Below are 13,623 nucleotides of genomic sequence, written 5' to 3' on the forward strand. Positions count from 1 at the left end.
AGGCGCTTCGGAAAAACGGCAACGGTGAGCGTTTTCGGGAGCAGAAAGCGCTCCGCGACTACGCCTGCTTGCGCATCGTCGGCTGGGCGTCGCCGCTCGCCATGATGCGATCGAGCCGCGCGCTCGCATCCGTCAGCGCGCTGAGCGGCGCGCGCTGCAACTGCGCGTCGTATGTACTGACGATGTGCGAGAACAGCTCGACATGCGCTTCGTCGAGACGCCAGTCGTCGCTCACGCGTCCGCGCTCGAACGTCATCGCGAGCGCCTGATCGGCGGTGCGCAGCTGATCGTACGTCATCTCACCGTAGCCGAGATCGCACAGGAAGCCGGTCAGCAGCATCGTCTGCGTGAGCGTTTGCGCGGCACTCATGCTGCCGGCGCCGCGCCGCAGCGCATCGAGTGCGATGTGCACGGGCAGGATCAGCTCGACGGCCATGCTGCGCGGAATCGGCAGCAGCAATGCCTTGGCCTGCCGCGCGCGCGATGCCTGATTGCTGCCGGGAAACGGAATGGTCTTGGCCATGTCGCTTGAGAAAAATTGGGAATGCTCTAGCGATAACGGCGCAAGCCGGAAAAGATTAAGGGCTGATTTGGGTAAACCGCAAACGTTTGTCGACGGTCATCTGGTTAAAGATGCTTGTAATAGAAGGTCGTGCCGCAAAACGATCCATCCGGCATCAGTGCGTAATCCGGCACGGCACCCACGCGTTGCCAGCCCGCGCGCGCGTAGAGCCGCTCCGCGTCGCCGCCTGTCACGGTGTCGAGGACGAGCACGGTTTTGCCTTCGTCGCGGGCCACGGCGTCGGCGGCCGCCATCAACTGTTGCGCGACGCCGCGCCGGCGCGCGCGGCGGTGCACCAGCATCTTCGCGACATCGGCGCGATGCGGCTGGTTGTCGGGCTGCGCGAGCACCAGCTGAACCGTGCCGGCGATGCAGCCGTCTGCGTCTTCGGCGACGAGCAGCGCGCGCTCGCCGCGTTTCACGGCGCTTGCCACTGTCTGCCAGAATGCCACCGCTCTGGTGCGTTCGAGCGGCCACATGAAGCTCACCGATGCGCCGCCCGCGACGCAATCGATCAGCACATCGGCAAGACCGTCGATGCACTGCGCGGCTTCTTGCGCGGCGAGGCGTCTTACGCGTATGGGTTCCGTCATGCGTTTCTCCGTCCAGGTGAAGGCGGCAGCGTGGTCAGCGCCACCAGATAGCGAGCCTGTTTGCGCGTCGGGTTGCGATACACGACCGGGCAATCGAGGCGCATCGTCACGCAATCGCCCGCTTCGAGCCGCCAGTGTTCGTCGCCGGCACTGATTTCCATCGCGCCCTCGATCAACCAGATCTGCTGATGGATCTCGGCATCGCGCGCGCCCGTCTCATAGGCGACACGCTGACCGGCGGGAAAGTGAACCTCCACTAACTGAAGCGGCGACGGCTGCGCCGGCGACAGATTGCGCCGCGTGTAGCCCGACTCGGGATCGGTCCAGACGGCCTGCGTCGCGGCGCGAGCGAGCGGCGAGGGCGCCTGCCTCGACGGCGCGGGCGCCTCGAACAGTGACGCGAGCGTGACGCCGAGCGCGGTGGCGAGCTTGTCGAGCACGGCTGCAGTCGGACTGCTCTGCGCGCGCTCGATCAGCGAGATGTTCGAGCGGCTCACGCCGCTGCGCTCCGCGAGCGCCTCCAGCGACAGGCCGTGGCCGTCGCGCAGTTCGCGCACGCGGCGCGCAATCAGCGAGTTGATGTCCATGAAATCCATAATACTGGATAAAAATTCCAGCATGCTGGATGGAAGGGCGCGTGTCACTTTCCTTTCGTCACATTCGAATGCGAGAGTGCAAACGGCTTCGTGCACAATGCCCGGACGTCCCGACTCCCTGAAAAGCGAATCCCGAACGATGAGCCGTCGCCGAGCCGTCTCAAGTCAGCCGTCAAGCCGATCGATCGGTCGAACCGTTGGCCTTGCCGCGCTCGTGCTGGTTGGCATCGTCGTCGCGATGCTGTGCGCCGCGCTGCTTGGCGGCTGGCTGCTGCTGCGCGGCAGCCTCGCGCAACTCGACGGCACGCAGCGTGCGCCGTCGTTGTCGTCGGCGGTGACGATCGAGCGCGACGCGCTCGGCGTGCCGACCGTACACGGCGCGGCGCGCGACGACCTCGCCTATGCAACGGGCTTCCTGCACGCGCAGGACCGCTTCCTTCAGATGGACCTGTTGCGGCGCGTCGCGTCGGGCGAAATGTCGGCGCTGGTCGGTCCGAATGCGCTCGAACTGGACCGGCGCAATCGTCTGCATCGCTTTCGCGCCCGCGCGCAAGCCGCCGTTCAAGCGCTGCCCGCCGATCAGCGGCATCTGCTCGAGCGGTACACGGCGGGCGTCAATGCCGGGCTGGCCGCGTTGTCGTCGCGGCCCTTCGAATACTGGATGCTGCGCACGCAGCCCGAGCCGTGGCGCGCCGAAGACTCGCTGCTCGTCGTCTACGCGATGTATTTCGATCTGCAATCGTTCGAAACGCGCCGCATCCTCGCGCGCGCCGTGTTGCGCGACCGCGTACCCGCCGATCTGTATGCGTTCCTGCTGCCCGCCGCGAGCCACTGGGATGCGCCGTTCGACAGCGCCTCGACGCCTTCCATCGAGCCCGCGCGCATTCCCTCGACGCGCCCCGACTGGCTCGCCGCGCCGAAGCCCGTCAGCACCGCGAGCGGGAGGCGCGAGCAGCAGGACGATATGAGCGAGTCGGCGATCGGCAGCAACGGCTGGGTCGTCGACGGCGCACACAGCGCGCATGGCGGCGCGATTCTCGCGAGCGACATGCATCTCGGGCTGTCTCTGCCGAACATCTGGTATCGCGTGTCGCTGATGTGGCCCGCGGGCGACGGCCGGCCCCTGCACACGCTGACGGGCGTCAGCCTGCCCGGCACGCCGCTCGTGATCGCGGGCAGCAACGGCAAGGTCGCATGGGGTTTCACGAACAGCTATGGCCGATATATCGACCTGATCGAACTGACCCGCAACTCCGCCGATCCGCTGCAGTACCGCGCGCCCGACGGCAAGTGGACGCGCGCCACCGTTTATCACGAGCGCATCGACGTGAAGGGCGGGGCGAGTGTCGACTTGCCGGTAGCGGAGACGCGCTGGGGACCTGAATTGATCGTCGGCGCTCGCGCATATGCGCTGCGCTGGGTCGCGCACGATCGCGATGCCGTGAACCTGAATCTGCAAAAGCTCGAAGACGCAAAGACGATCGACGAAGCGCTGCACGTCGCGCAGACGAGCGGCATCCCGACGCAAAACATCATGGTCGCCGACTCGCGCGGCAAGATCGGCTGGACGCTTGCCGGTCCGTTGCCGCAGCGCGATCCGACCGACACCCAGAGCGGCCCCGACAGCGACACGCCCTACGATTCCGCGACCTACAAAGGGTGGACGCACAATCTGCCGCCCGAGAAGTATCCGAAGCGTGTCGATCCGCCGCTCGGCCGTTTGTGGACGGCGAACAATCGCGTGGTGATGTCGGGCGAAGCCGCGCGGATCGGCGACGCGGGCGCCGATCTCGGCGCGCGCGCCTCGCAGATTCGCGACGACCTGCTCGCTGCACCGAGCCCCGACGAACACGCGATGCTGTCGATCCAGACCGACGACCGCGCGCAATGGATCGACGTCTGGCGGCGCGTGGCGCTCGAAGCGCTCGATGCGAGCGCGCTCGACGGTCATCCGCAGCGCGCGGCGTTCCGCCAGCAACTGGTCGCATGGAACGGGCGCGCGGATGCCGACGCCGTCGGCTACCGCCTCGTGCGCGGCTTTTTCTTCTCGCTGTACGACGCATGGTTCGGCAGGCTCGATGCGGATCTCGCGGGCGCGATGCCGGGCGGCGGCAAGGGCAATCCGCCGCTCGGGCTGCGCGTGGCGAATTCGCGCTATGAGGCCGTGATGGAGACGCTCGCCGAGCATCACGCGTGGGTGCCGGAGGGCTTCCGCGACTGGCGCTCGTTCGTGCTCGATCGCATCGACCGTACGATCGCGCAGTTGCCGGCGAACACGCCCATCGAAGAAGCGCGCTGGGGCGAGCGCAACCGCGCGGCCATCGAGCATCCGTTCGCGCGCATCGTGCCGTCGTGGCTGCCGTGGGTGCGCGGCTGGCTCGGCGCGCCGCGCGATCCGCTGCCTGGCGATATCAACATGCCGCGCGTGCAGACGCCGAGCTTCGGCGCGTCGGAGCGGATGATCGTGTCGCCGGGGCGCGAGCAGAGCGGCATCTTCGACATGCCGGGCGGGCAATCGGGGCATCCGTTGTCGCCGTATTTTCTCGCCGGCCACGAAGCGTGGGTGCGTGGCGAGAAGACGTCGTTCCTGCCGGGTGCGCCCGTGCATCGGCTGACCCTGGGCCGTGCGGCACAATGATCGTGTTTTGAAGTTCGAGTGGAGTATCCGTATGGAGAAGGAACGGAGCAGCGATCTGATCGCGGTGCGCGATCTGTTGCGGCAATTCGTCAGCGAGCGCGACTGGTCGCGCTTTCATTCGCCGAAGAATCTCGCGACGGCGTTGAGCGTCGAGGCGAGCGAACTGCTGGAGCCGTTTCAATGGCTGCAGTCGGGCGAGAAAAGCGAACTCGCCGACGACAAGCTCACCGCGATCCGTCACGAGATGGCCGACGTGCTCGCGTATCTGGTGATGCTCGCCGACCGTCTCGATGTCGATCTGTATGAGGCCGTGCTGGAGAAGATCGAATTGAATCGCAAGAAGTATCCGGCGGAAAAGGTGCGCGGCGATTCGCGCAAGTACTCGGAATACGGCTCGGGGCACGACGAATGATCGACAGGTGAGGGTTTTCGGGACCCATCGCGCGCCTTGAAGCAGACGTAAACGCGAATAAAAAAGCCGCCCGAAGGCGGCTCGCAATACTCAGCGTGCAAAGCGCTTACTGCTTCACGCCTTCTGCCTGGATATGCAGCACGGTCTTCGTGTTGAAACCGTACGACTTGCCCCAGTCGATCCCGAAGTCCGCGCGGTCGAACGTCGCCGTCGATTCCGTGCCGCACACTTCGCGCTTGAGCATCGGGTTGATGAAGCACTTGAACGATTCGATCTTCAGGTTCACCGGCTTCGTCACGCCGTGCAGCGTCAGCGTGCCGATCACTTCGACGGGCGTGTCGCCGTCGAAACGGATCTGCGTGCCCTTGTAGGTTGCCGTCGGGTACTTCGCCGCGTCGAAGAACTCGGGCGTTTGCAGGTGCTTGTCGAGCTTGTCGTTGCCCGTGTCGATCGACGCCGTGTCGATCGTCACGTCGACGGTGCCCGTCTTCGCCGCGCGATCGAGCGTCACCGTGCCGCTCGACTTCTTGAACTTGCCGCGCCACACCGAGATGCCGCCGAAGTGGTCCGCCTCGAAGCTCGGATACGTGTGGTTAGGATCGAGCTGATACGTATCGGCGGCCATTGCATTGAACGACATGCCAGCGATCAGCGCGCCCGCTGCGATCAACAGTTGTTGCTTCACGTTATTCTCCAGAGTTGTTGAGTGTGCCCCGCGCGCTCAATGCTTTGCGGCGACGATGTGAAACTTGATGACGACGTCGTCGGCCACCACCGACGTGTCTTTCCATTCGCCCGTGCCGACGTCGTACTGCGTGCGCTTAATAGGCAGCGAGCCGTCGAAGGTCTGCGTCGCGCCTTGCTGCGTGATCGCGACGGGCACGGTGACGGTCTGCGATTTGCCCTTGATGGTCAGCTTGCCCGTCACCTTGTACTGGTTGCCGCCCGTGGGCGCGATGGCCGTCGAGACGAACGTCGCGTTCGGGAACGTGGCGCTGTCGAACCATTCCTTGCCGCGTACCTGCTTGTTGTATTCGTCGTCGCCGAGGTCGTAGCTGCCCGTGTCGATCGACAGATTCGCGCTGCCCGCCGTCGGCTTCGCCGGGTCGAACGTCAGTTGCGCGGAGAACTTCTTGAAGGTGCCGTCGACGGGCACGTTCATCTGCTTCGACGTGGCGACGACCGTGCTCTTGCCCGCGTCGACCTGCGCGAAAGCGGGCAACGCGGCGGCGAACAGAACGGCGGCCGCACCGGCCAGCACGCGGCGATAAGAGTTGTTCTTCATGTTCATTCGATGAATCGACGTGAAAGCGCCCTGAAATACGCGCTTATTTGAGGAAGGGAAGCATGCGCGCGAGCAGTCCGTCGCGTTCGACGAACTGATGCTTGAGCGCCGCCAGCACATGCATCGCAAAGAGCGCGAGCAGCGTGTAATTCAGCGCGATATGCGCGGTGCGCAAAACGGCCTTCAGCGCATGGTCGGGGCCGATGACGGTAGGCAGCGGCAGCACGCCGAGATACACGACCTGCACGCCCGCAGCCGAACTGAAGAAGTAGCCGGTGAAGGGAATCGCAAGCATCAGCACGTAGAGCAGCGCATGCGTCGCGTGCGCGGCGGCTCGCTGCCATGCAGGCATCGCGGGCATCGGCGGCGCTTCATGCGTGGCACGCCAGACGAGACGCAGCACGGCCAGCACGAACACCGTCACGCCGATCCACTTGTGCCACGACACGTACTTGAGCTTCGTCGGCGTGAAGCCCGGAATGTCCGTCATGATCCAGCCTAGATAGAAGCCGCAGATCATCAGCAGCGCGATCAGCCAATGCAGCGCAATGGCCGTGCGGCTATAGCTTCGGGATGGAGCATGAGACGTCATAGGCAGACACTGACCTTCGCGTAATCGGTTCGCTGTGGAGTGCGACGCAATGACGCCGCCCCTGATTGAACGCGAATAGTAGTGGGCGAATATGCCTATGAATAGCTACGCAGGAGAGAACAGATCGTTGCGGCGATGCGCGCAATCCATTTAACAAATGGCGGCGCCATTCATCCTGAATGCGACGCCCAGAACGCGCGCTGCACCTGCATAATTTCCTCTTCGACTTCGGCGACGGGACCGATCAGATCGACCTGCTTCTGACAATGATCGAACACGTAGCGCGACGACACGCTCATTGTCGGATTCTCCGCGTGATTGCCCGTTGCCTGCAGCAGGCGTTCTTCCGTCATGCCGAACACGACGCGCCCGATGTTCGCCCAATACGCGGTGCCTGCACACATGCAGCAGGGCTCGACTGTCGTATAGAGCGTGCAGCTCCATAGATACTGCGGCGTGAAGTTGAGCGCGGCGATGCGTGCCAGCACAGCTTCCGCGTGATTGACGGTATCGACGTTGCCTTGCTCGATCAGCACCGTCTCCTGATCCGGGCCGACGAGAATCGCGCCGAACGGATGATGACCCATCAGCGTCGCGCGCCCGGCGACGACGCTCGCATGCCGCAGATGCCGCACGATCTGTTCGCGCGTCGGCGCGAGCCCCTGTTCGGGGAAGTCCGACGCGTTCTGTTTCGATGGAATGGTCAGGCTCAAACGATGTCTCCTCCTTGCAGATGGCCAGCGCTTATTTTGCACTTACCTGGGCAGCGATCCGTCGACGCCCTGCACGAACCAGTTCAGCCGCAGCAGTTCGGCATCCGACAGCGACTTGCCCGCCGCCACCTTGATTGCGCCGCTCTGATCCTTGATCGGTCCCGCGAACGGATCGAACTTGCCCGCGATGATGTCGTCGCGCTTGCCGGCCAGCGCCTTTTGCGCCGTTGGCGAGACGGCTTGCGTGTTGATGCTGGCGAGATCGATCGCTTTCTCCTTGAGGCCCCACCACGTCGGCGCGTTATTCCACTTGCCCGACTGCACCTGCTCGATCAGATGCGAGTAATAGACGCCCCAGTAGCTCACGCACGCGCCCAGTTGCGCATTGGGGCCGAACTTCTTCATGTCCGAATCCCAGCCGAATGCATGCACCTTCTTCTGCTCGGCGGTTTGCATCGTGGCCGTCGAGTCCGTGTTCTGGATCAGCACGTCGGCGCCCTGGCCGATCAGCGTTTCGGCCGCCTGCTTTTCCTTGCCTGGATCGAACCACGTGTTGATCCATACCACCTTCACCTTCGCATTCGGATTCACCGAGCGCGCACCCATCGTGAAGGCGTTGATGTTGCGCACCACTTCCGGCACGGGCACCGAGGCGACGAAGCCCAACGTGTTCGTCTTCGTCGTATAGCCGCCGACGAGTCCCGCGAGATACGCGCTCTGATAGGTGCGCACGTCGTAGGTCGCGAAGTTGGCGGCCTTCTTGTAGCCCGTTGCGTGCTCGAAGACGACGTCGGGGTAGTCCTTCGCGGTCTTCAGTTCGAAGTCCTGGAAGCCGAAGCTCGATCCGACGATGATCTTGTTGCCCTTGCTTGCGAGGTCGCGGAACACGCGTTCCGAGTCCGCCGACTCGGGCACGTTCTCGACGCGCGTGACCTTGATCTGGTCGCCGAACTTCGCTTCGATCGCCTTGACGCCCTGCTCGTGCGCGTACGTCCAGCCCGCATCGCCGGGGTTGCCGAGGTAGACGAACGCGACGCCGATCGGTTGCGCGGCGACGGCCGCCGTGCTCAGGGCGGCCGCCGTACCGAACATGGCGAGGAGCGCGGCCGGAACACGCAGCGAGCGCATCACTGCACGAGCCATTCTTGTTTTCATGGAATCTCCGGAGACGGGAAAGGGAGACGCGCGGCCGTCGTGCGGACGGTCCGCCGCGTCAAGTCAGCGGAGATGGTCGTAAGCCAATATCGAGGTCGAAATTAAGATCCGTTATGCGCCCCATAACGGATTTCATATGAAGTAGCCATTGCGCCCTCAGCCCGGATTGATGGCAGGTTCAATTGCCACGACACGCCGAAGCGGTCGCTGACCCATGCGAAGCGTCGGCTGAAGCCATAGCTATCGAGCGGCATCAGCTGCGCGCCGCCTTCCGACAACGCCGTGAAAGGTGAGTGAGCTCGCCGCCGATGCGCTCACGAATCCGCTTCAGGTGAGCCTATTCGGGAGCCGCTCAACGGTGAGTTGCCTTGCAACCCGCGCGGCACTGTAGCAAAAGGTGAGGTTATCCGGGAGCCGTGTCGATCGTTGCGGGCGGCTAGCCGGTGACGATCAGCAGCACGCCGGTGACGGACAGCGCGCCGCACCAGAGCCAGTCGAAATTGATCCAGCCACGGCGCAGCATGCCGAGGCCGAGATACTGATAGGCGACGAGCGCGATTACGCCCGCCGTCGCGAGCGTGACGAGGGTGTGCACAGCCGTCACCTGGCCGACGGATTCGAGCGAACTGCCGACAGGCATCCCCGCGCCGCACAGCGGCAGCAGCGCGGGCAGCAGCATGAGGCCCGCGCCGTGCATCGTCGCCATCGCCGCCGACCACAGCGCGAGCCCGACAAAGCCCGCCGTCATGCCGACGCGCACGCGCTGCCGGTGTCCGTAGAAGTGGTGATACGCGGCCCACGCGATCAGCAGCACGCCCATGAACGTCCGCAGATGTTCGGCGCGCGTGAACAGCCCGAGCGCAACCGCCGACGTCGTCACGAACAACACGGCGACCGCATGCCCGAGGGCGAGCGGCGGCAGCGCCATCAGCACGGCTCTGCGGCTGCGTTGCTGAAGCCCGAGCGCGGCCGCGAACAGCCAGCCCATCGCGGGATTCACGCCATGGAAAATCCCGCTGCCGATCACGGTCGCCCACACGCCGTTCATCGCGCTTGCCTCAGGTCTGCGCTCATTTCGGCGCTCACGGATAGCAATACGAATCCGACGACGCATCGCCGCCTTCGAGACGGATCTGATGCGGACGATGCGACTTCGGCCAGTCGACGAAAAAGTCTTTCGCGACGGACAGCCCGCCGTTCTTGCCGGCATCGAGACTGACCATCCAGCCGTTCAATCCATCCGTATAGAACTGGTCGTCGATCGCGCCGTAGAGCGAGTTGGTGAAGTAAACGCGGCTGCCGTCGCGGCTCACTTCGACCATCTGCGGCCCGCCGTTCAGTGCACGCTCGCCCGCCGCCGGATGCGTCGCGCGCGCGGCAATGCCGCCGATGCGCACCGTGCCCGTCAGTTCAGGCTTCATCGGGTCCGACACGTCGTATTGACGGAGGTCGCCCGTGCCCCAGCACGACACATACAAAAAGCGGTCGTCGAGCGACAGCGCGATATCGGTGACGAGCGGCGGCACCGCGCCGAAGCCTTTGAGCATCGGCGGAAGCACGGACGCGTCGGCCGGCTCGGCGGGAATCTCGATCACCTTGCGCGCGGCCCACTGGTCGCCGTCGCGATACCACGTCCAGATCGACGCGGACAGATCCTTGAGGCTGATCACCGAATTGACGAAGCCATACGCCCTGGTCGGATCGTGTGCGGGACGCAGTTCGAACACGAGCTGGTTTTCCGCCCCGAAGTCGACGACCTGCTTGTGCTTGCGCGTGTTCATGTCCCAGAAGTGCAGCCGGTGTCCATACTTCCCGCCGAGCAGCACTTCCGGCACGAGGCCGTTCTCGAAGGTCGCGGGCAGACCCCATTCGCTCGTCACGACCGTGTCGTAGCCGAGATGCCACCAGCCGTCGTACGACAGTTGCTGCGGTCCGCGGTCGATTTCCCACTGGCCGCGGATATCGAAGGTTTCGTGATCCATCAGGAAGATGCCGCCGGGCGCTTCGCCCTGCGCGTTCGCGAGCGACACCACATAAATGCCCTGCGGTCCGCAGTGAACCGTGTGCGGGCGCGTATAGCCCGCTTTTTCCGCGACCTCCGATGGTTCGAGCACGCGCACGATCTGCGGTTTCCGCTTGTCGGGCTTCGTATCGAGAATATGGATGCGCGACGAACGCAGCCCCGGCACGACGAGATAGCGGCGCTCGGTATGCGGATGCGGCGCGTTCGGACACAGACACGAACTGCATGCGTTCCAGCCGAAGTGATGCAGCTCGTCGCCCGTATTCGGCATCGGCACGCGGCCGACGATGCGCCCATAGTCCGCCGAGCCGGGATCGACATCGACGACGGCGAGTTCATCGGGCGACTCGCGCGACGGATCGAAGCTCGCCACATACGCGACGGTTTCCTTCGGCGCGCTGCCGGCCATGCGCGCGGACGGATAGAAGGTCGGATCGGGTTTCCATGTCGCCATAGCTCAGTCTCCGGAAGATGTTGCGATGCGGCACGCGAATCGCGTGCATCGTCCACGAAGAACGATGCGTGCGTCTGAGCTTTTCACTGTAGGCAATTTCGCGGCGGCTTGCGGGATTGATGAGACTCCACAGAGCGGTTCGGATGCACCTGCGCCCGTTCGCATGCGATAGCGTCGATTCAGGATGCATGCACGCCGCGCAGATTAGAATGATGCGATTCCACCGTCTTTTTTGGCCCTTTCCCAGCCACACAGCCGCACTTCGATCATGCGTTCATGGCGTCTCGACCGTCCCGTTTCGCAAGGGCAGCTGGATCTCAGCCGCGCGACGGGACTCGTGTCGTCGATCGGCAGCGACGACTCGAATGCGCTCGCCGCCGAAGTGCTGAAGCTGCTCGGCGACATCGCCGCGATCTCGCAGTGCACGATCTTCGCGTATGAGTTCGGCAACCGGCCGCGCACGGTGTCGGTGGCGGATCATCGGGGCGGACGCTTTCTGCGCGATGTCGCCGATACCTACGCGCGCCATTTCTATGCGCTCGACGGCAATCAGAAGATCGTCTCGTCGGCGCGCAACGACAAGCCCGGCTCGACGCTCGTGCTGCATCAGCAGACGAGCGAAGACATCCTCAACGAAGCGTATCGCGCAGCGTGCTATCAGCAGCCGAACGTGTCGGACCGCGTGTCGCTGCTCGTGCAGCCGACGGCCGATATCTGGCTCTCGGTGAACCTGTATCGCGATCGACGTTTCGGCAATTACCATCCGCGCGAAATCGCGTTGATCGAAGCGATGGCGCCGTTGATCGCGCATGCAGCCAAGCATCATTACGCGATCTGCGGGCAGCGCGACATGGCGATTTCGCATCTGATGCTTGCGCGCGTGCGTGGCCTCTGTCCCGAACTGTCGAAACGCGAACTCGACGTGCTGACAGGCGTGCTCGAAGGACGCACCGCGCAGGAGATCGGCGACACGATGGGCGTCAAGGCGACGAGCGTCGTCACGTATCAGAAGCGCGCGTTCCGGAGGCTCGGCATTTCGAGCCAGCGGCAGCTGTTCGCGTTGTGCATCGGGCCGGGCAAGGTCTGACGCGCGCGGCTGACTCCATCGCTCATTCCACTGATTTATCCGCGTTTTCCCCAGGCCGGAACGGCCGTCTGTTTGTACCCAAAATGAGGACAGGCGGCGTGCAGCCGCGCTCCATACTGCGACGCAAACATCGGAGACAACGGTATGGAATCCTCTTCGCAAGCCGGCGCGCTGCATGCGGCGCCCGCCGCTACCGCGCCGCAAACGCACGAACAGCCCGTGATCGCCAAGGTGTCGCGGCATCTGCTGTGGTTTCTGTTCGTGCTGTTCTTCTTCTCGTTCCTCGACCGCATCAACATCGGCTTCGCCGGTCTGACGATGATGAAGGATCTCGGCCTCACGAGTACGCAGTTCGGTCTCGCGACGACGCTCTTCTATGTCGCCTACATCGCGTTCGGCATTCCCGGCAACGTCGTACTGGCGCGCATCGGTGCGCGCAAGTGGATCGGCACGATCATGATCGCGTGGGGCATCGCCTCGACGGCGACGATGTTCGCAAGCAGCCCCGGCACGCTGTATGTGCTGCGCGTGCTGGTCGGCGTGACGGAAGCGGGCTTTTTGCCGGGCATCCTGCTGTATCTGACTTACTGGTTTCCTGCCGCGTATCGGGCGCGCGCCAACGCGCTCTTCATGATCGCGATGCCCGTGACGGCGGCCGTCGGCTCGGCACTGTCGGGTTTCATTCTCGGGCTCGACGGCACGATGGGTCTGAAGGGCTGGCAATGGCTCTTTCTGCTCGAAGGCCTGCCGTCGGCGATTCTCGGCCTCGCGGTGTATGCGTATCTCGACGACGGTCCGCAGCAGGCGCGCTGGCTCGACGACGAAGAAAAGCGCGCGCTTGCCGCTGCGCTCGCGGCGGAGCATCGGCAGGACGTCGCCGTGCAGACAAAAAGCGGCGCGCAAGGCATCGTTGGCGAATTACTGTCGCCTGTGGTCGTGAAGTTCGCGATTGCGTACTTCTGTCTCGTGAATACGCTGGCGATGGTTGCCGTGTGGACGCCGCTGATCGTGAAGAGCTTCAGCGCCGACGCGAGCAATCGCACGATCGGCCTGCTCGCCGCGATTCCGCAGATCTGCACGATCGTCGCGATGATCTGGTGGGGACGCCGCTCGGACCGCAGGCAGGAACGCAAATGGCATCTGATGATCCCGATGCTGTTCTCCGCCGCCGGCTGGCTGTGCACCGCGTATTCGGCTAACCCGGCCGTTCGCATGCTCGGCGTGTGCCTCGCGTCGGCCGGTTCGTACACGGCGATGTCGATCTTCTGGACCACGCCCGATCACGCATTGAGCTTCCGCGCACGCGCCATCGGCATTGCCGTGATCAACGCGACAGGCAACATCAGTTCGGCGCTGAATCCGCTGATCGTCGGCTGGCTGAAGGACGCAACGCATAGTTTCTCGTCGGGGCTGCTGTATTCGGCGGTGCTGCTGGTGATCGGCGTGATCGTCGTGACGCTGCTGCCGATGGACAAACGCGAAGCGCCGCGCACACGCGCCGCTTGAAGGTATC

General features: G+C 64.2%; 15 protein-coding genes. 4 read left to right on the top strand and 11 right to left on the bottom strand.

Annotation, left to right across the window (positions count from 1 at the left end; genetic code table 11):
- Positions 1–58: 58 nt before the first annotated feature.
- The 3 genes from FRZ40_RS22995 to FRZ40_RS23005 form a co-directional block, all read right to left on the bottom strand.
- Positions 59–523: a hypothetical protein gene (locus FRZ40_RS22995; RefSeq protein ID WP_028366827.1), complete on the bottom strand. Its 465-nt coding sequence runs from the start codon at positions 521–523 to the stop codon at positions 59–61.
- 104 nt (positions 524–627) lie between these two features.
- Positions 628–1,155 (bottom strand): GNAT family N-acetyltransferase, encoded by a 528-nt coding sequence (locus tag FRZ40_RS23000; protein WP_147235692.1) that lies wholly within the window; start codon positions 1,153–1,155, stop codon positions 628–630.
- The gene (locus FRZ40_RS23005) at positions 1,152–1,742 is read right to left on the bottom strand and encodes a helix-turn-helix domain-containing protein (protein WP_147235693.1); all 591 of its coding nucleotides are present in this window, start codon (positions 1,740–1,742) and stop codon (positions 1,152–1,154) included. The genes FRZ40_RS23000 and FRZ40_RS23005 overlap by 4 nt, the downstream gene beginning before the upstream one ends.
- A 148-nt stretch (positions 1,743–1,890) precedes the next feature.
- Here FRZ40_RS23005 and FRZ40_RS23010 point away from each other — a divergent pair, with 148 nt between their 5' ends.
- Complete coding sequence (locus FRZ40_RS23010) at positions 1,891–4,389, top strand: penicillin acylase family protein (RefSeq protein WP_147235694.1); 2,499 nt, start codon at positions 1,891–1,893, stop codon at positions 4,387–4,389.
- Between the two features lie 31 nt (positions 4,390–4,420).
- Positions 4,421–4,801 (top strand): nucleotide pyrophosphohydrolase, encoded by a 381-nt coding sequence (locus tag FRZ40_RS23015; protein WP_028366831.1) that lies wholly within the window; start codon positions 4,421–4,423, stop codon positions 4,799–4,801.
- 106 nt (positions 4,802–4,907) lie between these two features.
- On the opposite strand, the gene FRZ40_RS23020 is transcribed toward FRZ40_RS23015, so the two are convergent.
- From FRZ40_RS23020 to FRZ40_RS23055, 8 genes are all read right to left on the bottom strand, one after another.
- Complete coding sequence (locus FRZ40_RS23020) at positions 4,908–5,486, bottom strand: YceI family protein (protein WP_028366832.1); 579 nt, start codon at positions 5,484–5,486, stop codon at positions 4,908–4,910.
- A 36-nt stretch (positions 5,487–5,522) separates the two neighbouring features.
- Complete coding sequence (locus FRZ40_RS23025; RefSeq protein ID WP_193567020.1) at positions 5,523–6,086, bottom strand: YceI family protein; 564 nt, start codon at positions 6,084–6,086, stop codon at positions 5,523–5,525.
- A gap of 43 nt (positions 6,087–6,129) precedes the next feature.
- Positions 6,130–6,678, bottom strand: coding sequence for a cytochrome b (locus tag FRZ40_RS23030; RefSeq protein WP_147235695.1), 549 nt, complete (start codon positions 6,676–6,678; stop codon positions 6,130–6,132).
- 170 nt (positions 6,679–6,848) lie between these two features.
- A complete protein-coding gene (locus FRZ40_RS23035) occupies positions 6,849–7,391 on the bottom strand; it encodes a nucleoside deaminase (protein ID WP_028366835.1) in 543 nt (180 codons plus the stop codon).
- A gap of 42 nt (positions 7,392–7,433) precedes the next feature.
- The gene (locus FRZ40_RS23040; RefSeq protein WP_147235696.1) at positions 7,434–8,546 is read right to left on the bottom strand and encodes a BMP family ABC transporter substrate-binding protein; all 1,113 of its coding nucleotides are present in this window, start codon (positions 8,544–8,546) and stop codon (positions 7,434–7,436) included.
- A gap of 101 nt (positions 8,547–8,647) precedes the next feature.
- The gene (locus FRZ40_RS45085) at positions 8,648–8,824 is read right to left on the bottom strand and encodes a VOC family protein (protein ID WP_275671032.1); all 177 of its coding nucleotides are present in this window, start codon (positions 8,822–8,824) and stop codon (positions 8,648–8,650) included.
- A 158-nt stretch (positions 8,825–8,982) separates the two neighbouring features.
- Positions 8,983–9,594: a hypothetical protein gene (locus FRZ40_RS23050; RefSeq protein WP_147235697.1), complete on the bottom strand. Its 612-nt coding sequence runs from the start codon at positions 9,592–9,594 to the stop codon at positions 8,983–8,985.
- Between the two features lie 34 nt (positions 9,595–9,628).
- Positions 9,629–11,023: a selenium-binding family protein gene (locus tag FRZ40_RS23055; protein WP_028366838.1), complete on the bottom strand. Its 1,395-nt coding sequence runs from the start codon at positions 11,021–11,023 to the stop codon at positions 9,629–9,631.
- Positions 11,024–11,291: 268 nt separating this feature from the next.
- Here FRZ40_RS23055 and FRZ40_RS23060 point away from each other — a divergent pair, with 268 nt between their 5' ends.
- The gene (locus tag FRZ40_RS23060; protein ID WP_028366839.1) at positions 11,292–12,110 is read left to right on the top strand and encodes a helix-turn-helix transcriptional regulator; all 819 of its coding nucleotides are present in this window, start codon (positions 11,292–11,294) and stop codon (positions 12,108–12,110) included.
- Between the two features lie 144 nt (positions 12,111–12,254).
- On the top strand, positions 12,255–13,616 hold the full coding sequence (locus FRZ40_RS23065; protein ID WP_028366840.1) for an MFS transporter: 1,362 nt from the start codon (positions 12,255–12,257) through the stop codon (positions 13,614–13,616).
- The last annotated feature ends 7 nt before the right edge of the window (positions 13,617–13,623 follow it).

Source organism: Paraburkholderia azotifigens (assembly GCF_007995085.1).
GTDB classification, from domain to species: domain Bacteria; phylum Pseudomonadota; class Gammaproteobacteria; order Burkholderiales; family Burkholderiaceae; genus Paraburkholderia; species Paraburkholderia azotifigens.